Below are 20,562 nucleotides of genomic sequence, written 5' to 3'. Positions count from 1 at the left end.
GGAGGGCTGTCCGGACTACCCGAAGGCGGCCCGGGTAGCGGCTGCGCATTATGATGGTCGAATGACCATTCCCCTTTCCGAGGCGTCATCACGCGTGGGCTCCGGCCTCCGCATTGGAGTCCTCGCACTACAAGGCGACTTCCGCGAGCACCTCCGCGCCGTCGAGGCCGCCGGCGCGACCGGTATCGGCATCCGGCGACCCGCTGAGCTCGACGACATCGACGGCCTGATCATTCCGGGCGGCGAATCAACCACCATCGACAAACTCGCGCGGATCTTCGACCTCGCGGACCCGCTCCGCAAGCACATTGCGTCCGGGCTTCCTGTCTATGGTTCCTGCGCCGGCATGATCCTGCTTGCGAACGACATCGCCGACCCCGCGACGGACCTTGCCGGAAACCCGCAAGAGACCTTCGGCGGCCTCGATATCACGGTCCGCCGAAACGCCTTCGGACGGCAGCGCGAGTCCTTTGAAACCGACCTTGATTTCAAAGGCTTGGAATTCAGCGCCCGTGAACACGGCGTGGATCCCGTCCATGCTGTTTTCATCCGCGGCCCCTGGGTGGAGCGCGTCGGTCCCGGCGTCGAGATCCTTGCCCAGGTTGAACCGGACAAGGCCCGGCACACGGACACTTTGCACGGGTTGGCTAGAATTGTGGCAGTACGTTCGGGCCAGTTGCTCGCTACCTCCTTCCATCCGGAAGTGACGGGGGAGAAGCGCGTGCACGAACTATTCATTCGAATGATCAGAGGAGAAGCGTAAAGCATGTCAGGCCACTCCAAATGGGCGACCACCAAGCACAAGAAAGCCGTCATTGACGCAAAGCGTGCAAAGTCGTTCGCCAAACTGATCAAGAACATCGAAGTTGCCGCCCGCATGGGTGGACCGGACCTTGCCGGAAACCCGGGCCTCGAACTGGCGGTCACCAAGGCGAAGAAGACTTCCGTACCGAACGACAACATCGACCGCGCCATCAAGCGCGGGGCCGGGCTCACCGGCGAAGTGGTCGACTACACGGAAATCATGTACGAAGCCCGCGGCCCCCAGGGCTCGGCCCTCCTCATCGAGTGCTTGACGGACAATAAGAACCGTGCAGCGTCCGAAGTCCGGCTCGCCATTTCCCGCAACGGCGGCACCATCGCGGACCCCGGTTCGGTCAGCTACCTCTTCACCCGCAAGGGCGTCGTCAACCTGCCCAAGAACGGCCTTAGCGAGGACGACGTCCTGATGGCCGTGCTCGACGCCGGTGCGGAAGAAGTCAAGGACAGCGGCGAAAACTGGGAAGTCCATTCGGAGCCGACGGATCTCCAGGCCATCCGGGACGCCCTGAAGGAAGCCGGCATCGAGTACGAAACGGACGAAGCAGAGTTCATTCCGTCCATGCAGGTGGACCTCGACCTCGACGGTGCCAAGAAGTTCATGAGGCTCGTTGACGCCCTCGAAGACCTCGACGACGTCCAGAACGTCTACACCAATGCGGACATGAGCGAGGAAGTCCAAGCTGCCCTCGAAGCAGCGGAGTAGCATCCTTACCCGCGAATCTGTTTGATCACAACCTTGGAGGCCCGGAATTGACTCTTCGTGTATTGGGAGTCGATCCGGGCCTCACCCGTTGCGGCATAGGAGTGGTCGACGTCGAACGCAACAGGCGCGCCACCATGGTCGCCGTGGGCGTGGTGGGCACCTCGCCCGAACAACCGCTGGACCAGCGGCTCCTGGTCATCGCCGAGGCGATCGACGAGTGGCTCGACCTGTACAAACCCGATGTCCTCGCGGTGGAACGGGTCTTTTCCCAATTGAACGTGAGTACGGTCATGGGGGTGGCCCAGGCGTCCGGCGTCGTCATCGCCGCGGCGGCACGGCGAGGGATTCCGGTGGCGCTTCACACGCCGTCCGAAGTCAAAGCGGCAGTGACCGGAAGCGGCAGTTCAAACAAGGAAGCCGTAACCAAGCTCATCACCAAGATCCTCCGCCTCGACTCCCCGCCGCGGCCAGCCGACGCAGCGGACGCGTTGGCGCTGGCGGTCACCCATGCCTGGCGGGCCGGCAGCGGAGCGGCCGTTGCGTCCACCGGTCCGGGAAACAGCAGCCTCACTCCGGCCCAGCGGGCATGGGCCGAGGCCGAGGCGAAAGCGCGCCGCGCCCGCTAAATGTCCGTCGGCCTTGCTAGGGTATTCGTAGATATGTTCGGATATCCCGCGAACCACCAGGTGCGGGGCAGTTTTCAGGAGCCGGGTCTTGATCAGTTTTCTCCGCGGAACCGTGGCGCATGTAGGCCTTTCCACGGCCGTCATCGATCTCAACGGTGCCGGAATGAGCGTTTACGCCACACCGCAGACCCTCAGCCACCTCAGTGTGGGGGACGAAGCAAAGCTGTTCACGTCGCTGATCGTCCGCGAGGACTCCTTGACGTTGTTCGGATTCTCCACCGATGACGAACGGGAAGTCTTCGACGTCCTCCTGAGCGTCAGCGGCGTCGGCCCGCGGCTCGCCCTTGCGGTGCTCGCTGTCCACGAGCCCGAATCCATCAGGGTTGCCGCCCACTCGGGCGACGCCAAGTCCTTCACGAAGGTTCCGGGCATCGGACCAAAGGTAGCCGGGAGGATCGTGCTCGAGCTTGCGGGCAAGCTCGTTCCGCACGGCACGGCGCCCGGTACCGCTCCCGCCGTCGCGACTGAATCTGCGTGGAAGCCGCAAGTGGTTGCGGCCATGACCAGCCTCGGTTGGTCGGAAAAAGACGCGAACGGCAGCATCGACAAAGCGATGGCGGATTCCCCGGAGCTCGCGGACGCAGGCAACGTCGCACAGATCCTGCGGGCAACCTTGCGCTGGCTCGGGCAGGACGGCGCCCGCGCCGGGAATAAGGTAGGCACCCGTGGTTGACCAGTCGATCGTCTCCGGGGGAGAGGAGCCCGAAGAACGCGTAATCGAGGCAGCCCTCAGGCCAAAGAACCTTCATGACTTCGTGGGCCAGCACCGCGTTCGAAAGCAGCTCGCGCTCGTCCTGGAAGCATCAAGGATGCGCGGCAGGAGCGCTGACCACGTCCTGCTCTCAGGTCCTCCCGGTTTGGGCAAAACCACCCTTTCCATGATTATCGCGGCTGAGATGAATGCGCCTTTGCGCATCAGCAGCGGGCCCGCGATCCAGCATGCCGGAGACTTGGCAGCCATCCTCTCCTCACTTTCCGAAGGTGAAGTCCTTTTTCTCGACGAAATCCACCGGATGTCCCGGCCCGCCGAGGAAATGCTCTACATGGCCATGGAGGACTTCCGTGTGGATATCGTCGTGGGGAAGGGCGCAGGAGCAACAGCCATTCCACTCGAGCTTCCGCCCTTCACCCTGGTTGGCGCCACCACGCGGGCCGGGCTCCTTCCCGGACCTTTGCGGGACCGTTTCGGCTTCACGGGCCACCTTGAGTTCTACACGGTCGAAGAGCTCGAACTGGTTTTGCGCCGTTCCGCCGGGATGCTCGACCTCAAGGTCAACTCGGCCGGTTTCAGCGAAATCGCGGGGCGTTCACGCGGTACTCCACGTATCGCCAACCGTCTGCTTCGCCGCGTACGCGACTGGGCGCTGGTCCACGGTATCGAGCAGATCGACGCCCGTGCCGCCTCCGCCGCATTGGATATGTACGAGGTAGACCAGCGCGGACTGGACCGCCTGGACCGCTCTGTCCTGGAAGCGCTGATCACCAAGTTCAACGGCGGCCCTGTCGGCCTTTCGACGCTCGCGATCGCCGTCGGGGAAGAACCGGAGACAGTCGAGACGGTGGCTGAACCGTATCTCGTCAGGGAAGGTCTCATGGGAAGGACGCCGCGCGGCAGGATCGCGATGGCTTCGGCGTGGACCCATCTCGGCTACGCGGTGCCGGCCGGTGTATTCGGCCAGGATCCCCTCGCCCTCTTCGAGGTTGACGACGCCCTCGAAGGCGCGGATACCGGGGCCGAAAGCGTGGACAACGGGCTCTAGCACGCCCCTTTCAGCTTAAGCATCTAGACTGGTATGAAACTCGGCACGTTCGAGTCCATGGTTCCGTGCCCGCTCGTGGGAGCATTGGGCGGCCACGTGGGGAAAAATCCCACCATTGACGGATCCACCGGGCAGACGCCGCCGTGAAACCTAAAACGTATGCAAAGAACGGAACTTCCCTGTGGATCCAATGACAATCCTGTTGTTCGCCGTGCTCGCCGTCTTCATCTTCATGATGTTCCGCCGGAACAAGAAGACGCAGCAGCAGCAGGCCAAGCTGCAGTCCCAGTTTGCTCCCGGTGTTGACGTCATGACCAGCTTCGGGCTCTTCGGCCGGATCGTCTCCATGGACGACGAAGACAACAAGGTCGTCCTGGAGCTCTCTCCTGGCAACCTCGCAACCGTGCACCGCCAGGCCGTCACCAAGATCGTCGAACCTAAGGAAGAAGCCGCCGTGGACGTTCCGGACGATGCTTCGTCGCTGACGGAAGCGGATGCCGACGCGCCGGCCGTTGCTGAGACGCCGGACGAAACCCTCAAGCGCCTCAACGACGAGGGCAAGAAGGACAGCTAGTTCGGACCCGCATCAGCCGCGGGAAGAGTTCTACGGCAATGAACTGCCGCCGGCCTGCGCTCCAGCGCACGCCGGCGGCTGTTCCGTCATCAACAGGAAGATGAACATGGCACGAAAAGGCCGCAAAGTACCAGGCCGCAGGGTCCTGCTCTGGCTTGTCGCAATATTCGCTGTACTAACGGCCGTCCTCGGAGGCGGAGTAGTCACGGGTCAAGCGAGCTGGGCTCCCAAGCTGGCGCTTGACCTCGAGGGTGGCACGCAGATGATCCTGTCCCCGAAGGTCGAGGGCTCTTCCGGGATCAATCAGGACCAACTCAACCAGGCCGTGGCGATCATTCGCCAACGTGTGGACAGCTCAGGCGTTGCCGAGGCGGAAATCACCACCCAGTCCGGCCAGAACGTCGTAGTGAGCCTCCCCGGAACCCCCAGCTCGGAGACCCGGGCCTTGATCCAGGCATCCGCGGACATGAACTTCCGGCCTGTCATCACCACCGGTGACCCCGCGGCTGTTCCTGTGGCGTCGCGGACCCCGGACGCAAGCCTTCCGAAGCCTACGGCCGCACCGACCAACGCAAGCGATTCCAACTGGGTCACCGCCGATGTCTACAAGGCATTCGAAGCCTTGGACTGCGCCAATCCTTCCCAGGAGAAGCAGCCCCGTTCCGATCCCGCCAAGCCGCTGGTGACGTGTGAACCTGCCACGTCCACTACGCCTGCCGTCAAGTACATACTTGGACCCGTAGAGGTCAAGGGCCAGGACATCGTGTCGTCCTCCTACGATCCCGTCCAGGGTGCGCAGGGTTCCGTGACCAACGCGTGGGGCGTGACCATCACGTTCGACGCCAAGGCGACGCAGACCTTCAAGGACGTCACCCAGAGGCTCAATCAGTTCTATGTCGCGTCGCAGTCGTCGGGCGGCAACGACCCGAAGGCGCAATTCGCCATTGTGCTGGACGACCAAGTTATTTCGGCTCCTCGCGCACTGGCCGTGATCACTGACGGCAAGCCCCAGATCACCGGCAACTTCACGCAGGCTTCGGCCAAGGCCTTGGCAGACCAGTTGCGCTACGGAGCATTGCCGATCAGCTTCAACATCCAATCCGAGGAACAGATCTCCGCGACCCTCGGAGGCGATCAATTGCGGCTTGGCCTCCTGGCAGGCGTCATCGGCCTCTTGCTCGTCGTGGTCTACTCGCTCTTCCAGTACCGGGCGTTGGGTTTCGTGACGATTCTTTCGCTCGTGGTGGCCGGTGGCCTTACCTATCTCGCGATCGCGATCCTGGGATGGACGGAAAACTACCGCCTGTCACTCGCAGGTGTTGCCGGCCTTATCGTTGCCATCGGCCAGACTGCCGACTCCTTCATTGTGTACTTCGAACGCATCAGGGACGAGTTGCGTGAGGGCAAGGGCCTCGTGTCCGCCGTCGAGAACGGCTGGAAGCGTGCCAAGCGGACTGTGCTTGCATCCAAGACCGTGAACCTTCTTGCGGCCGTGGTGCTCTACTTCGTTGCCGTTGGCAATGTGCGCGGCTTCGCGTTCACGCTTGGCCTGACGGCCGTCGCCGACCTCGTGGTCGTGTTCATGTTCACCCACCCGACCCTCCAGCTCCTCGCCCGGACGAAGTTCTTCGGAGAGGGCCACCGCTTCTCCGGCCTGGATCCCGAACGGCTCGGTGCCGTCCCGCTCTACCGGGGTGCCGGCCGGCTCCGGACGCCAGGCGAGAAGCCCGTCGTCGTCCGCGCCCGCAACACGGGCGCCGCGGCGGAGGCCGAACGTCGGATGACCATTGCGGAACGCCGGCTCGCTGAACGGCAGGCGCAGCTGACTGGTTCTTCCAACGGAACCAAGGAGGAGAAGTAATGACCACGAGCTTCGCAAAGTTCGGTAACGAGCTCTACACGGGCGAGCGCTCCTACAACTTCGTTTCCAGCAAGAAGATCTGGTTCATCATCGCCGCGCTTGCGGTGGCCATTTCGATTATCTTGCCGGTGGTCAAGGGCGGCTACAACCTCGGGATCGACTTCCGTGGCGGCTCGGAATTCACGGTTTCAAACGTCAAGACCACCAACCCTGGCGTCGGTGAAAAGGCGGTCCATGACGTCGTGGCCGGAGCGATTCCGCGCGTCGCCAATGTCGCCGGCAACACCATGCGCATCCAGACCGACAAGCTGAGCGACGACGAAACCGTCAAAATCAAAACGGACCTCGCCAAAGCTTACGGCGTGACCGAGAACGAAGTTACTTCCACGTTCATCGGCCCCACGTGGGGCCAGGACGTCACGAAGCAGGCCCTGATCGGCCTCGCGGTTTTCGTCGGATTGGCCGCCCTTTTGATGGCTTTGTACTTCCGCACATGGAAAATGTCCGTCTCCGCCCTGGCCGGCATGCTGGTCACGATGTTCAGTACAGCCGGCGTTTACTCGTTGAGCGATTTCGAGGTGACGCCGTCGGCCATCATCGGCTTCCTGACCGTCTTGAGCTACTCGCTCTATGACACGGTGGTGGTCTTCGACAAGATCCGCGAGAACACGCACGACATTTACACCTCCAGCAGGCGTACCTTCGCCGAAGAGGTCAACCTGGCGGTCAACCAGACGCTTGTGCGGTCCATCAACACCATGATGGTTGCCGTCTTGCCGGTTGCCGCCATCCTCTTCATCGGCGCAGGCCTGTTGGGCGCTGGTACGCTGCGCGATCTCTCGCTCGCACTTTTCGTCGGTATCCTGATCGGCACTGCCGCCACGATCTTCATCGCGGCGCCGCTTTACGCCTGGCTGCGTCAAAGCGAGCCCGAGCTCCTGAAGCAAGCCAAGAAGGTCGCGAACCGCCGTGCCGCGGCCGCGAGTTCAAGCTCGGAAGCCGCCGCGGTCTAGCCTGGATTCTCCCGGAGGGCCGGTCACCACTTCACAGTGGTGACCGGCCCTTTCTGTTTACTCCTGCGTCATGTGGGTATCTGTTCTTGGACAGGTCACCGGCGGGAATAGACTGGGAGAATTAAGTCAGTCATGAGAGGTGCACTTGTGGAGGAACGTACGACGTCGGCGCCGCCGGCGGGTGGCGAAGGCGGCTTCGGCCGCGTGACCAGCACGCCATCTACAGCCATGGGCAGCACCGCGGGCGGAGTGCCCGTGGACAGCCCGGGCGCGCGTCCGACCTTCCCGGGGAGGCGTGAACGGACACGCTCCCGGTTGGCGAAGCTCACAGGCCGCGGCATCAGCACTTACTCTCCGATCCTCGAACCCCTCCTGCGGACCGTCCGCGCGAACAACCCCAAAGAAGACCTCGACCTCATCCAACGGGCATTCACCGTTGCTGAGCGCAGCCACCAGGGGCAGAAGCGCAAGAGCGGCGATCCCTACATCACGCACCCGGTGGCGGTGGCGACGATCCTGGCCGAACTCGGCCTGACGGGCACCACCCTTGCCGCGGCCCTCCTCCACGACACTGTCGAAGACACCCCCTACACCCTTGCCGACTTGACACGGGACTTCGGCCCCGAGGTAGCGATGCTGGTGGATGGCGTCACAAAGTTGGATAAAGTCCAGTTCGGGGAGGCCGCCCAGTCGGAGACCGTGCGCAAGATGGTTGTGGCCATGGCCAAGGACATCCGTGTCCTCATGATCAAGCTTGCTGACCGCTTGCACAATGCGCGCACGTGGCGGTTCGTTTCAGCGGAGTCGTCATCCCGCAAAGCACGTGAAACCCTTGAGATCTTTGCCCCGCTGGCCCACCGCCTCGGGATGAACACCATAAAGTGGGAGCTCGAGGATCTCTCGTTTGCCGCCTTGTACCCCAAGGTGTACGAAGAAATTGTGCGGATGGTAGGGGACCGTACCCCCGAACGCGAAAAGAGCCTCAGCGTCATCCGTAACCAGATCGCCGAGGACCTTCGGGCCGCCCGGATTAAATCGACCATCACGGGACGCCCCAAGCACTATTACTCGATCTACCAGAAGATGATCGTCAGGGATAAGGACTTTGACGACATCAACGACCTCATGGGCGTGCGTGTCCTCGTGGATACCGTTCGTGACTGCTACGCGGCCCTCGGAACACTCCACTCGCGGTGGAACCCCTTGCCAGGACGGTTCAAGGACTACATCGCCATGCCGAAGTTCAACATGTACCAGTCTTTGCACACCACGGTCATAGGCCCTGGCGGAAAGCCGGTGGAGATCCAGATCCGGACGCACGAAATGCACCGCCGCGCGGAGTACGGTGTAGCCGCCCACTGGAAGTACAAAGACCAGCCAAACCGAACCGCAGTCGGGCCGGGAAGCCCCAAGGACGGCGACATGGGCTGGTTGCGTTCCCTGGTGGACTGGCAGCAGGAAACCTCTGATCCGGGCGAGTTCCTCGATTCGCTCCGCTTCGAGATCAACGCCCGGGAAGTCTTCGTCTTCACCCCGAAGGGCGAAGTCATGGCTCTCCCCGCGGGGTCCACTCCCGTGGACTTCGCATACGCCGTCCATACCGAAGTAGGCCACCGTACCATCGGAGCCCGAGTCAACGGCAAGTTGGTGCCGCTCAACAGCGAGCTCAACCACGGCGACTGGGTGGAGATCTTCACCTCCAAAGCCGAAGGTGCCGGCCCGAGTCAGGACTGGCAGCACTTCGTCAAGAGTGCCCGCGCGCGGAACAAGATCCGTCAGTGGTTCAGCAAGGAACGGCGCGAGGAAGCGATCGACCGGGGCAAGGAACAGTTGACCAGGGCGATGCGCAAGCAAAACCTCCCGTTGCAGCGCCTCATGACGCACGATGCCTTGTCCGCCGTTGCGGAGGAGTTCCACTACGTTGACATTTCCGGGCTCTACGCCGGGGTAGGGGATGGGCATACGTCGGCCCAGTCCGTCATGGAAAAGCTCATGGAGCACCTGGGCGGGCACGAAACTCCTGACGAGGACCTGGACGAAGTCAGTATTCCCTCGCAGGTCCAGAAGGCACGCTACTCGGATTCCGGCGTCATTGTCCGCGGGGTCGGAGACGTCTGGGTGAAGCTGGCCCGTTGTTGTACGCCGGTGCCCCCGGACCCCATCCTCGGCTTCGTCACGCGAGGATCCGGCGTTTCGGTACACCGCACGGACTGTACGAACGTCGCTGGTCTCCGCGACCAACCCGATCGCATTGTGGAAGTTGAATGGGCTCCTACGCAATCCAGCGTCTTCCTGGTGGAGATCCAGGTGGAGGCGTTGGACAGGAAGTCCCTGCTCTCGGATGTCACGCGTGTCCTCTCGGAAAACCACGTCAACATCCTTGCCGCGTCCGTGCACACGTCGAGCGACCGGGTGGCGATCTCCCGCTTCGCTTTCGAGATGGGCGACCCGAAGTACCTGCACCATGTGCTTAGCGCCGTGCGTAGGATCGACGGTGTCTTCGATGTCTACCGGACCACGGGCAACCGCCGGCGAAGTTGAGTACACGAGCCTGAGCGTCATGCAGCGGTCTCAACAACACGTGCCAAGGCAGCGAGTTTCCGTAGCGCCGCTTTCTTGAAGGGAACCCGGGGAGAAGCTTCGACGGCGAGGGTAACAAGCCGAAGGCGGACGCCCAAGTCCTCCATTGACAGGATGGACTTCAGCGCAGGCAGGGCCCTGTCCGTTTCGACATGCAGCGCCACGTCCACTGCCGTGCGGAGGGGACTGGTGACGAGCAATCCGCCAATGCTGACCACGTCCATCTGGCCCAGCCGGACTTCGTGCAGAATGCATTCTCTGGTTGACCGGAGGCTCGATATGCGGTGCTTGGCGTCCACAAGGAGCGAGAGCCGTTCCGGAGCTTCGGCACAACCGTAAATCCAGGCGGCCGTCATGCGTCCGGCGATTACCTTCGTTCGGATGCGGTCCGGAACGAGCAAGGCAGCCGCACGGGCCCGAAGACGCGGAGTGATCGCCGGCCACGAAGGAACGAAGCTCTTCCCATGGAGCGGTTGCAGCACGCCGTCGGCAGCCATCGACTGAAGCTCCGCCCACGTGAAAGGCGCACCCGGTGCGTACAGTTCGTGGGTCCGGACGTCGTGTTGTTGCGCGAGCGGGAATGCGGAGGCCATTCAGCAATCATCGCGTGGCCGCCGAAAAGAGAACAGGCCCGGTAGCGGTTATGTGGATAACCGCTACGGGGCCTGTTCTCAGATAAGCCTTGGACCCGGACTAGGCGAGGTCGCTGGCAGAGCGCTGGATCTGGTCGAGCCAGGCTTGGCGGGCTTCAAGGGCCTCCCGGGCATCCTTGATGCGGCGCTGGTCTCCAGCCTTCTCCGCCTTTTCAAGGTCTTCCTTCAAGCCGGCGATGGCCGTTTCCAACTGCGAAAGCGCGCTGTTGGTGCGTGCCTTCGTCTCGGGGTTGCTCCGGCGCCACTTGTCCTCTTCGGCCTCGCGGACGGCGTCTTCGACCTTGCGCAGCCCGGCTTCAACCCGCCCCATGTCGGCGCGCGGCACCTTTCCGGCCTCTTCCCAGCGGTCGCGGATGGACTGCAGGGTTTTCTTTGCGCCCGCAAGGTCCGTAATCGGCAGGAGGGCTTGGGCCTCGGCAATAAGCTCTTCCTTCACGGCAAGGTTGGCCGTGTACTGCTGGTCGATCTCATCGTTGGCGGCCTGGCGGTTGTTGAAGAACACATCCTGGGCCGCCCGGAAACGCATCCAGAGGGCGTCGTCGTCCTTGCGGCTCGCCCGCGGCGTAGCCTTCCACTGGTCCATGAGCCGACGGTATTCGCCGGCGGCAAAACCCCAGTCCGTTGAACTGGAAAGGGCTTCGGCCTCGGCGATGAGCTGTTCCTTGGCGACCTTGGCCGCGGAATTGGTGCTGTCCAGCTGGGAGAAGTATGCGCGGCGGTGGCGGTCGAACACCGTGCGGGCCGAACGGAACCGCTTCCACAGGGCGTCCTCATTGCTGCGCCCGAGGCGGATACCGTTCTTCTGGGCGGCCTTCCAGCTTTCGAAGAGTTCATTCATCCGGGCACTGGAGGTCTTCCACTGGACCTGGGCGGGGTCCTGGGAGGCGATCGACTCGGCCTCGGCGACGATCGCCTCACGTGCGGCGAGCTCGGACGAGCGTGCGGCGTCGTGCGCGGCCTTCTCCGATTTTTCCAGCTCGGAAATCTGTCCGACCAGCGTATCCAGCCGGGCTTCCGCGCCGCGGATGTCACCGACCATGTTGCGCTCAGCCAACTGCTCCCGCAGGTGGTCGACAGTCTTCTGCATGTCCGTGGCGGGGGCCTTGGACTCCACGCGGTGTTCCATCAGGACGATTTGCGCAACGACGTCGTCGTACTTCCTCGCGAAGTACGCCAAGGCCTCGTCGGTGCTGACCCCCGGGTACTGTCCCACCGGCTGCTCTTCGCCGTCGATGGTCAGGAAGACGTGGCCGTCACCTTCGGCGCGCCCCCATTTCGATGCTTCAGCGAGCGATACCGCCGTAGGCTGTGGCGCCGGTGCCGCCGGAATCACACTGGCGGCGGGCTTGGGCCGCGCGGCGAAGGCCGCGGGGGATGGGCGTGGCGCCGTGGAAGCAGGATTGGGGGCAGGCTCGACGGCGTCGTCCGCCGCGGCGGACGCCTCAACACCGGTTTCGGGTGCCTGGATTTCTTCGTCCTTGGCCACTACTGCAGTTTCGTCGGATTGCTGACTGTCTGTCACCGCTAAAAGTCTTTCGCTTGGAGGGATTACTAAGGTAACGCCGCGAACCGGGGTCCGGGCTGTTTACTTCAGAGAAAACGAGTCTATCGTGACAGGTGCCACAGGGGCGCCGTCAGTTGCGCTCGAGCCGGGATTGTTGCCCGCTTGGGCGATTTTGTTGATGACATCCATGCCGCTCGTCACCTTGCCGACAATCGTGTATCCGCCGGCGGAGTCCGCGGGGATGACGGTGTCCTTGTACACGATGAAGAATTGGTGCCCGTTTCCGTACGCGTTGTTGCTGGTCCTCGCGACGGCGATGGTGCCTGCGGGGTACATGTTGTCAGGCGGGGTGTTTTCCAGGGGACCCCAGTGGAAGTTGGGATCGTCCGTGGTGTCCGTGCCCTTCGCGCCGCACTGCAAGACGGAGAAGTTGTCGGCGGTGGTCAGCCGGGGGCATGTGAGCCCCTTGTAGTAGCCCGCATCCGTCAGCGACTTGAATACAGCCGCCGCCTGCGGCGCCGTGGTGCCGTCAATTTCAACGCCCACTTGCCCGCCGTTGAGGCTCAGCGCGCCGGTGAAGGTCTTTCCCGCAGCGGTATTCGCGTTGGGTATGCCGGCGCTGTTTGCGGAGGGAGCCGCTGTGGCGGAGGGCGACGCCGAAGCCGACGGCGAATTCAGGCCGGCCTGCGCGGCGGCGTAGTCCGATTCGCTCGGGTTCGAGTTGAAGACCGTGAGTTGGAGGACGACGGCGACTATCACCGCAGCGGCCCCGGCGCCGATGGCGATGATGTTGTCCCGGCGGCGCCGCTTGCCCTGGGCTTGCCGAAGCTCCCGTTTGGCCTGCATTTGCTTGATGCGCCGTTTGGCTTCACGGTTCTCCCGCGGCCTTGTAGCCAAGAGTCCTCCTGGTTGTCTGGACATGTTCCATCGCAACCGGTCCAAAGCCAGCGGCCGCATTGGATGTGCAGGCGACCGAAAGCATAAACTGACTGCCGCACATAGTTTATGCATGACTGGCTGGACGCCCGCCTTATCCCGCGCCTGAATGGCGTGGATCGTGGCGGCGGCCAAAGCAAGCAATCGTTGAGGAGAACATTCCACCATGGCTCGTACCGCCTCCCTGTCCGGATTCCCCGAGTGGCTTCCCCAGGAGCGGTTGGTGGAACTGCATGTGCTTGACACCTTGCGCAAGACGTTCGAGCTGCACGGATTCGCGTCGATCGAGACCAGGGCCGTCGAAACGGTCGGCCAGCTTCTCCGCAAGGGCGAGATCGATAAAGAGGTCTACGGACTCAGCCGCCTGCAGGAAGACGACGACGCTTCCGTCGGAGAGGGCGGTAAGTCTGACAAGGGCGATCCCAATGCCCTGGCCCTCCACTTCGACCTCACCGTGCCCTTCGCGCGCTATGTCGTGGAAAACGCGGGCTACCTCGCCTTCCCTTTCCGCCGTTACCAGATCCAAAAGGTCTGGCGGGGGGAGCGTCCGCAGGAAGGACGCGCCCGCGAGTTCACCCAGGCTGACATCGACGTCGTGGGCGACGGCGAATTGCCGTTCCGCTACGACGTTGAAATCGCCCTCGTCATCGCCGAGGCACTAAGCGCCCTTCCCATCCCCGACTTCCGCTTGCGGATCAACAACCGCAAGCTGGCCGAGGGCTTCTACCGTGGCATCGGCCTCACGGACACTCCCGGAGTCCTGCGCAGCATCGACAAGCTCGAGAAAATCGGCCCTGAGAAGGTCGCCGAGCTACTCAAGAGTGAACTCGGAGCGTCGGACGAACAAGCATCGCTCGCACTGCAGCTAGCTGCAATCCGCTCGGAGGACACCTCTTTCGTGGAACAGGTCCGCGCCCTTGGCGTGAAGGACGATTTGCTCGAGGAAGGACTCATCGAACTCGAACAGGTTATTGAGGCCGCCGTGCAGCGTGCTCCCGGCAAGGTGCTTGCCGACCTCAGCATCGCCCGTGGCCTGGACTATTACACGGGCACCGTCGTCGAAACCGTTCTCGTTGGACACGAACAGCTTGGCTCGATTTGTTCGGGCGGACGCTACGACGCCCTCGCCAGCAAGGGCAACCGCAAGTTCCCCGGCGTCGGTCTGTCGATCGGCGTGACACGCTTGGTCTCCCGCATCCTCAGCCAGGAGTTCGCGACGGCGTCACGTTCAGTACCCACGGCGGTACTTGTGGCATTGAACAACGATGACAGCTGGTCGGCCGCGCAGGACGTCGCAGCACAGTTGCGTGGCCGGGGCATTGCCACGGAGGTTGCGGCGAAGGCTGAGAAGTTCGGCAAGCAGATCAAGTTCGCCGACCGCCGAGGCATTCCCTTTGTCTGGTTCACGGACGACGACGGCAAGCACCAGGTCAAGGACATCCGCACCGGGGAGCAAGTCGATGCGGATCCGGCCAGTTGGGAACCGTCGGCCGAGGACCTCCACGTCCGCATCACCACTGCTTAGGCACGCCGAGGGGCAAGGGGCGGAACCGCGGACTTGGCGGCGGCCGTTCACCCCTGCGGGTAAACTCGAACGGGATCGCGTTGCAACGATCCGATGAAAATCATGTTGAAAGGAATGCTGTGCTGCGCACACATGACCTCGGATCCTTGCGTTCCGAACACATTGGACAGACCGTCACCCTGGCAGGCTGGGTAGCCCGCCGCCGCGATCACGGCGGCGTGGCCTTCGTTGACCTGCGTGATGCGTCCGGCGTCGCCCAGGTGGTCGTCCGCGAGGAAGAGGTCTTCCACGGCCTGCGCAATGAGTACGTCCTCCAGATCGTAGGCACCGTCAACCAGCGTCCCGAAGGCAACGAGAACCCGCATCTCGCCACGGGCGAGATCGAGGTCATCGCCGAGAAGGTCGTCGTCCTCAACACTTCGGACCCGTTGCCGTTCCAGATCGACGAGCATGTCGAGGTCGGCGAGGAAGCCCGCCTCAAGCACCGCTACCTGGACCTGCGCCGCCCCGGCCCCGCCCGGAACCTGCGCCTGCGGTCGGAGGCCAACCGCGTGGCCCGCGAACTGCTCCACCAGCGCGGCTACGTTGAAATCGAAACCCCGACGCTGACGCGTTCGACGCCGGAAGGCGCCCGTGACTTCGTGGTGCCGGCACGCTTGTCGCCGGGTTCCTGGTATGCACTTCCGCAGTCGCCGCAACTTTTCAAGCAGTTGCTCCAGGTGGGCGGTTTCGAGAAGTACTACCAGATTGCCCGCTGCTACCGTGACGAAGATTTCCGCGCGGACCGCCAGCCGGAGTTCACGCAGCTCGACATCGAGGCCAGCTTCGTCGACCAGGACGACATCATCGAGCTGGGCGAGGCGATCGTGAAAGCGCTGTGGCAGCTGATCGACGTCGAGGTCCCCACGCCGATCCGCCGTATGACGTACCTTGAGGCAATGGCCAAATACGGCTCGGACAAGCCGGACCTCCGCTTCGGCCTTGAGCTCACTGAACTGACCGAGTTCTTCAAGGACACGAACTTCGGCGTCTTCAAGGCGCCGTATGTCGGCGCCGTCGTCATGCCGGGCGGCGCTTCGCAGGCCCGCCGTGCACTGGATGCCTGGCAGGAATGGGCCAAGCAGCGCGGAGCCAAGGGCCTGGCATACGTCCTCTTCAAGGAAGACGGCGAGCTCGCCGGTCCGGTGGCGAAGAACCTCACCGATGCCGAGCGCGAAGGCCTGGCCGACGCCGTCGGCGCCAAGCCAGGCGACTGCATCTTCTTCGCGGCAGGCGAGAAGTCCGCTTCCCGCGCCCTGCTTGGCGCAGCCCGCGTGGAGATCGGCCACCGTACAGGCCTGATCGATCCGAAGGACTGGGCCTTCGTGTGGATCGTTGACGCACCGATGTTCGAACCGGCGGCGACCGCTGTGGCGTCCGGCGACGTCGCGGTCGGCGCCGGCCAGTGGACGGCCGTCCACCACGCTTTCACTTCGCCCAAGCCCGAGTTCCTGGACACGTTCGACAAGGACCCGGAATCGGCACTCTCCTACGCCTACGACATCGTCTGCAACGGCAACGAAATCGGCGGCGGCTCCATCCGTATCCACGAGCGGGACATCCAGGAGCGCGTTTTCGAGCTCATGGGCCTCGACAAGCAGGATGCCGAGACGAAGTTCGGCTTCCTCCTCGAAGGGTTCAAGTACGGCGCCCCTCCGCACGGCGGAATGGCCCTTGGCTGGGACCGCGTGGTGGCCTTGTTGGCCGGCGTCGACTCGATCCGCGACGTCATCGCCTTCCCGAAGTCCGGCGGCGGCTTTGACCCGTTGACCGCCGCCCCGGCGCCCATCACGCCGCAGCAGCGCAAGGAAGCCGGCGTCGATTTCAAGCCTGAGGCCAAGCCGCAGACGTCGGCGCCCAAGGCTGACTAAGCAGGACCCTAAACCGTGAGGCCTCCGCAATAGCGGGGGCCTCACGCATCCCTGGGGTTCCGGAATGCCCTGATGAACGCATTGATATCGAGGAGCCGATGGATATCGAAGAATTGATGGACCGGGCATGGCCGGCTCCTGAGCGCGAGGACAGCGGAGGATGGGTCCTCCGGGCAGCCCGAGGCGTCACCCAGCGGGCGAATTCGGTGTGGCCCCGGGAACACGTCGAGGACCACGGAGCTGCCTTGCGGTTGGCCGCGGAATGGTACCGTTCCCGGCGGTTGCCGTTGATCTTCCAAGTTCTCGTGGGCTCCCGGAGCACCGCGCTCAACACGGCGCTGGACGTTCAAGGCTTCACGAAGCAGTCAGAAACTCTGATTATGGTGTCCCGGGACCCGGCGCCGCAGCTCGGGGAGGGAAAATCAAGCGCACCGCATGCCGCCATAGAAATCGACGGCGAACCGTCCGAGGAATGGCTCCGGCTGTGGTGGTCGGTGGACGGCCGAGGCGGGAACGCGGAGCTCGACGTTGCCCGCTCGATCCTGACGGGATGCCCGTCGTTGTACGCACTGGTGAGGGATGACGACGCCGACCCGGCCGCCGTCGGACGCCTCGCCATGGTGGACGGCAAGGGAGGCATCTATTGCATGGCCACCCACGCCGAGCGTCGGCGCCGCGGGTACGCCAGACGGGTTCTGGACGCGCTCATGGCAGCGGGCAGGGACCGGGGCCTGGAAAAATTCTGGCTGCTCGTCATGGCCTCGAACGCTGGTGCCCGTTCGCTTTATGAAGGTGCCGGTTTCGAAGAGCATGGCCGTTACCTTTACCGGCAAGCGAGGCCGCGGCGCAGTTTGAGTGGCTGCTGACGATTCAGCGCCAACGGGCAGACAGTACAGCGGACACTACAGCGGCGGGTCCGTAATTTTAATCCGGACGGAGCACGCGTCGGCTGCAGCCTTGCGAAGCACGGCTGCAGTGGGATCCGCGACGGCAAGGAATGGCAATTGTTTCCGGGTTGCGTAGTCCTTCAAAGCCGGTGATTCCACGACCGCGCCTGCGAGGGCGGCGTCGCCTCCCAGCACGAGGTATTCGAAAACGTTGCCGGCGAAGATCGCGGCCGTATGGCCCGCTACCGCCTCCGTCAAGGCGTTGGCCTGGTTTTCGCGGCGCCTGGCAAACCGCTGCTGGGATGACCCGCCTGCCGAGGATCGTGACTGCACGTATCTGGAGCCGACCTTGGATGCGACGAGTTCTCCTCCGCTGGCAATTCCCACCGCATAGCCGCCGCGGCGCACCAGGATAATTCCCAGGCGCCTTTCCTGTAAGGCGAGCGACGCCAATCGTTTAACCGCGTTCGCGCCTCGGCCTGGCCGGCCGTCGACGGGCCACGGCGCCCGCAAGAGGGCAGTCGCGCCATCGGCCGCGCGCAGGAGCACAGCGCCATCGGCCGCGCGCAGGTGCACAGCGCCGTCGTCGTCGGGCTCCTCCACCAGGGCGCCGTGGCTCGCGGCGAAACGCTCCACCCAGCCGGATAATCGCGGGCCGGGGATGAAGGCAGTCCGTTCTGCCGGTTGCTGTTGTCTTTCGTTCGCGCCGGGTGGCCGAGCCGCCACGTGATGTCTCCTTCCGCGGATTCATGAGTAGCCTATCCATGTGGAAGATCTCTTTGGTGCCGGCGCGGACAGCGACGACGACGCCGACAACGACGCGCTGGATTTCGGGCGGTCGGACGACGGGTATTCGGGGACAAAGCGTGCGGCGTCGCAGCGGAGCCCCTTGGCGGTCCGGATGCGGCCGCGGACGCTTGACGATGTGGTGGGCCAGCAGCATTTGCTGGGCCACGGTTCGCCGTTGCGTCAGCTTGCGGCGGGTGCGGACGCGGCTGGTCCCGCGGGACCGAGTTCGGTGATTCTATGGGGACCTCCCGGAACAGGAAAGACGACGCTCGCGCATGTCATTGCCCGGGGGACCGGCCGCAAGTTTGTCGAATTGTCGGCTATCACGGCTGGTGTAAAAGACGTGCGCCGCGTCATGGACGAAGCCTTGACCGCACGCGACTTGTACCGGACCACCACCGTGCTGTTCCTGGACGAGATCCACCGGTTCAATAAGGCCCAGCAGGATGCCCTCCTTCCGGGCGTCGAGAACCGCTGGGTTGTCCTGGTGGCGGCGACGACGGAAAACCCGTCCTTCTCCGTGGTGTCGCCTTTGCTCTCGCGATCCTTGCTGCTGACCTTGAAGCCGCTGACGGATTCGGACATTGAGGGGCTCCTGCAGCGGGCCGTCGCTGATGTGCGCGGGTTGGCCGGGGGAGTGGAGCTTACGCCGGAAGCCCTTGAGCACCTGGTCCGGCTGTCTGGTGGAGACGCCCGCCGCGCCCTCACGGCGCTTGAAGCTGCTGCCGGGGTCGCGTTCGGTGATCGGGTCGACGACGGCGGCACGGCCGGGGAAACCGAGGAGGAGGGGCTCGCCGGCGACGGAACCCCGGAGGCTCCGGTCGTCGTCGAGCTCCGGCACACAGAGCGGGCGCTGGATTCTGCCGCTGTTCGCTACGATCGGGCCGGTGACCAGCATTACGACGTCGCCAGTGCGTTCATCAAGTCGATCCGTGGTTCGGATGTCGATGCTGCCTTGCACTATTTGGCACGAATGCTGGAAGCGGGCGAGGATCCGCGCTTCGTCGCGCGGCGCATCGTCATCTCGGCCGCTGAAGATATCGGCATGGCCGATCCAACCGCTCTGCAGACTGCGGTGGCTGCCGCGCAGGCGGTGCAGCTGATCGGTATGCCTGAGGGGCGGATCATCCTCGCCGAAGCCGTTGTTCATTTGGCGACCGCCCCCAAGTCGAATGCCGCCTATATGGGTATCAACCAGGCGATCGCTGATGTCCGTGCCGGCTTGGGGACGGGAATTCCCGCGCATTTGCGGGATGCCCATTACCAAGGCGCCAAGGGCTTGGGCCACGGCAAGGGATATAAGTATGCCCATGACGCTCCCCACGGCGTGGCAACGCAGCAGTATGCTCCGGATGACCTCGTAGGCCGTGACTATTACGTGCCTACCGCCAACGGTGCCGAAAGGGACATCGCTCCGAGGCTTGACCGGTTGCGTCGGATCATCCGGGGCAAGTAGCCGCCGTGCTAGGATGGATGTTTGTCTGGCATGGCGCGGACGCACAAACCATCACACTTTCCGTGGGTTGAGTTGTGCCCTGCGCCCAGTAGCAAAAGGCAGCGGTTGGCCGATGCTCTCCCTCATGGAGGCCAGTAACACTGACACACCGCAGTAATTGGAAGGACACAAGTGGCTAACAACACTCGTGCTCGCCGTACCGCACGCCTTTCGCGTGCACTCGGCATCGCTCTGACTCCCAAGGCCGCCAAGTACATGGAGCGCCGTCCGTACGGCCCCGGTGAACACGGCCGTGCCCGCAAGAAGCAGGACTCCGACTACGCCGTTCGTCTGCGCGAGAAGCAGCGTCTGCGCGCCCAGTACGGCATCCGCGAAGCCCAGATGACCCGCGCCTTCGAAGAAGCGCGTCGCACCAAGGGCCTGACCGGTGAAAACCTGATCGAGCAGCTCGAAATGCGTCTCGACGCCCTCGTTCTGCGTGCCGGCTTCGCTCGCACGATCGCCCAGGCCCGCCAGCTGGTTGTGCACCGCCACATCCTGGTTGACGGCATCCGCGTGGACCGCCCGTCGTTCCGCGTCGGAGAAGGCCAGCTCATCCACGTTCACAGCCGCAGCGAGACCATGGCTCCGTTCCAGGTCGCCGCAGCGGGTGCGCACCGCGATGTCCTGCCCCAGGTTCCCGCCTACTTGGACGTCAAGCTTGACGCCCTGCAGGCACGCCTGGTTCGCCGCCCGAAGCGCTCCGAGGTCCCCGTGACCTGCGAAGAGCAGCTCGTCGTCGAATTCTACGCTCGCTAAATTCCAGAGCGCCTACAAGAAGCCCGTGGCACGCGCCGCGGGCTTCTTTGTATGTAAGGTACTTGAGGGGGAGCCGCACTGCGCCGGGTGCGCGGAGCCGGACGG

The 20,562-nt window shown here is 63.7% G+C and carries 18 protein-coding genes; 14 read left to right on the top strand and 4 right to left on the bottom strand.

Annotated features, from left to right (window positions below):
• Positions 1–61 precede the first annotated feature (61 nt).
• The 9 genes from pdxT (at position 62) to E1809_RS10720 (ending at position 9,960) form a co-directional block, all read left to right on the top strand.
• Positions 62–763: a pyridoxal 5'-phosphate synthase glutaminase subunit PdxT gene (gene pdxT / locus E1809_RS10760; RefSeq protein ID WP_133204233.1), complete on the top strand. Its 702-nt coding sequence runs from the start codon at positions 62–64 to the stop codon at positions 761–763.
• A 3-nt stretch (positions 764–766) separates the two neighbouring features.
• A complete protein-coding gene (locus E1809_RS10755; RefSeq protein ID WP_133204232.1) occupies positions 767–1,525 on the top strand; it encodes a YebC/PmpR family DNA-binding transcriptional regulator in 759 nt (252 codons plus the stop codon).
• Positions 1,526–1,572: 47 nt separating this feature from the next.
• Positions 1,573–2,151 carry a crossover junction endodeoxyribonuclease RuvC gene (gene ruvC, locus E1809_RS10750; protein WP_133204231.1) on the top strand — a complete coding sequence of 193 codons (579 nt, stop codon included), beginning with the start codon at positions 1,573–1,575 and terminating at the stop codon, positions 2,149–2,151.
• Positions 2,152–2,239: 88 nt separating this feature from the next.
• Positions 2,240–2,884 (top strand): Holliday junction branch migration protein RuvA, encoded by a 645-nt coding sequence (ruvA, locus tag E1809_RS10745; RefSeq protein WP_133204230.1) that lies wholly within the window; start codon positions 2,240–2,242, stop codon positions 2,882–2,884.
• Positions 2,877–3,971 (top strand): Holliday junction branch migration DNA helicase RuvB, encoded by a 1,095-nt coding sequence (ruvB, locus tag E1809_RS10740; RefSeq protein ID WP_133204229.1) that lies wholly within the window; start codon positions 2,877–2,879, stop codon positions 3,969–3,971. The genes ruvA and ruvB overlap by 8 nt, the downstream gene beginning before the upstream one ends.
• Positions 3,972–4,161: 190 nt before the next feature.
• Positions 4,162–4,545 (top strand): preprotein translocase subunit YajC, encoded by a 384-nt coding sequence (yajC, locus tag E1809_RS10735; RefSeq protein WP_133204315.1) that lies wholly within the window; start codon positions 4,162–4,164, stop codon positions 4,543–4,545.
• 106 nt (positions 4,546–4,651) lie between these two features.
• Positions 4,652–6,406, top strand: a complete 1,755-nt coding sequence (gene secD / locus E1809_RS10730; protein ID WP_133204228.1) for a protein translocase subunit SecD — start codon at positions 4,652–4,654, stop codon at positions 6,404–6,406.
• Positions 6,406–7,419: a protein translocase subunit SecF gene (gene secF, locus E1809_RS10725; RefSeq protein WP_133204227.1), complete on the top strand. Its 1,014-nt coding sequence runs from the start codon at positions 6,406–6,408 to the stop codon at positions 7,417–7,419. Before secD ends, secF begins: the two co-directional genes overlap by 1 nt.
• 147 nt (positions 7,420–7,566) lie before the next feature.
• Positions 7,567–9,960: a RelA/SpoT family protein gene (locus E1809_RS10720; protein WP_133204314.1), complete on the top strand. Its 2,394-nt coding sequence runs from the start codon at positions 7,567–7,569 to the stop codon at positions 9,958–9,960.
• Positions 9,961–9,977: 17 nt separating this feature from the next.
• Here E1809_RS10720 and E1809_RS10715 read toward each other — a convergent pair whose 3' ends face one another.
• From E1809_RS10715 to E1809_RS10705, 3 genes are all read right to left on the bottom strand, one after another.
• Positions 9,978–10,592 carry a type IV toxin-antitoxin system AbiEi family antitoxin gene (locus E1809_RS10715; RefSeq protein WP_133204226.1) on the bottom strand — a complete coding sequence of 205 codons (615 nt, stop codon included), beginning with the start codon at positions 10,590–10,592 and terminating at the stop codon, positions 9,978–9,980.
• 100 nt (positions 10,593–10,692) lie between these two features.
• Positions 10,693–12,174, bottom strand: coding sequence for a DUF349 domain-containing protein (locus E1809_RS10710; protein ID WP_133204225.1), 1,482 nt, complete (start codon positions 12,172–12,174; stop codon positions 10,693–10,695).
• A 63-nt stretch (positions 12,175–12,237) separates the two neighbouring features.
• Positions 12,238–13,053: a peptidylprolyl isomerase gene (locus E1809_RS10705; RefSeq protein ID WP_133204224.1), complete on the bottom strand. Its 816-nt coding sequence runs from the start codon at positions 13,051–13,053 to the stop codon at positions 12,238–12,240.
• A 205-nt stretch (positions 13,054–13,258) separates the two neighbouring features.
• Here E1809_RS10705 and hisS point away from each other — a divergent pair, with 205 nt between their 5' ends.
• The 3 genes from hisS (at position 13,259) to E1809_RS10690 (ending at position 17,393) form a co-directional block, all read left to right on the top strand.
• Positions 13,259–14,617: a histidine--tRNA ligase gene (hisS, locus tag E1809_RS10700; protein ID WP_133204223.1), complete on the top strand. Its 1,359-nt coding sequence runs from the start codon at positions 13,259–13,261 to the stop codon at positions 14,615–14,617.
• A 119-nt stretch (positions 14,618–14,736) separates the two neighbouring features.
• On the top strand, positions 14,737–16,527 hold the full coding sequence (gene aspS, locus E1809_RS10695; protein WP_133204222.1) for an aspartate--tRNA ligase: 1,791 nt from the start codon (positions 14,737–14,739) through the stop codon (positions 16,525–16,527).
• 98 nt (positions 16,528–16,625) lie between these two features.
• The gene (locus tag E1809_RS10690) at positions 16,626–17,393 is read left to right on the top strand and encodes a GNAT family N-acetyltransferase (protein ID WP_133204221.1); all 768 of its coding nucleotides are present in this window, start codon (positions 16,626–16,628) and stop codon (positions 17,391–17,393) included.
• A gap of 36 nt (positions 17,394–17,429) precedes the next feature.
• Here E1809_RS10690 and E1809_RS10685 read toward each other — a convergent pair whose 3' ends face one another.
• Positions 17,430–18,140 (bottom strand): acVLRF1 family peptidyl-tRNA hydrolase, encoded by a 711-nt coding sequence (locus E1809_RS10685; RefSeq protein ID WP_133204220.1) that lies wholly within the window; start codon positions 18,138–18,140, stop codon positions 17,430–17,432.
• A gap of 40 nt (positions 18,141–18,180) precedes the next feature.
• Here E1809_RS10685 and E1809_RS10680 point away from each other — a divergent pair, with 40 nt between their 5' ends.
• The gene (locus E1809_RS10680) at positions 18,181–19,659 is read left to right on the top strand and encodes a replication-associated recombination protein A (RefSeq protein WP_133204219.1); all 1,479 of its coding nucleotides are present in this window, start codon (positions 18,181–18,183) and stop codon (positions 19,657–19,659) included.
• Between the two features lie 171 nt (positions 19,660–19,830).
• The gene (gene rpsD, locus E1809_RS10675; RefSeq protein ID WP_133204218.1) at positions 19,831–20,457 is read left to right on the top strand and encodes a 30S ribosomal protein S4; all 627 of its coding nucleotides are present in this window, start codon (positions 19,831–19,833) and stop codon (positions 20,455–20,457) included.
• Positions 20,458–20,562: the final 105 nt, after the last annotated feature.

It is taken from the genome of Arthrobacter terricola (assembly GCF_004354015.1).
Taxonomy (GTDB): Bacteria; Actinomycetota; Actinomycetes; order Actinomycetales; family Micrococcaceae; genus Arthrobacter; species Arthrobacter terricola.
Note: the sequence above shows the minus strand (reverse complement) of the source record. Positions and strands in the feature narration are given on the sequence as shown.

Excerpts from the sequence above, each read along its gene's own strand:
- pdxT (WP_133204233.1), top strand. The coding sequence starts at position 62 with ATGACCATTCCCCTTTCCGAGGCGTCATCACGCGTGGGCTCCGGCCTC.
- E1809_RS10755 (WP_133204232.1), top strand. The coding sequence starts at position 767 with ATGTCAGGCCACTCCAAATGGGCGACCACCAAGCACAAGAAAGCCGTC.
- yajC (WP_133204315.1), top strand. The coding sequence starts at position 4,162 with ATGACAATCCTGTTGTTCGCCGTGCTCGCCGTCTTCATCTTCATGATG.
- secD (WP_133204228.1), top strand. The coding sequence starts at position 4,652 with ATGGCACGAAAAGGCCGCAAAGTACCAGGCCGCAGGGTCCTGCTCTGG.
- secF (WP_133204227.1), top strand. The coding sequence starts at position 6,406 with ATGACCACGAGCTTCGCAAAGTTCGGTAACGAGCTCTACACGGGCGAG.
- E1809_RS10715 (WP_133204226.1), bottom strand. The coding sequence starts at position 10,592 with ATGGCCTCCGCATTCCCGCTCGCGCAACAACACGACGTCCGGACCCAC.
- hisS (WP_133204223.1), top strand. The coding sequence starts at position 13,259 with ATGGCTCGTACCGCCTCCCTGTCCGGATTCCCCGAGTGGCTTCCCCAG.
- E1809_RS10690 (WP_133204221.1), top strand. The coding sequence starts at position 16,626 with ATGGATATCGAAGAATTGATGGACCGGGCATGGCCGGCTCCTGAGCGC.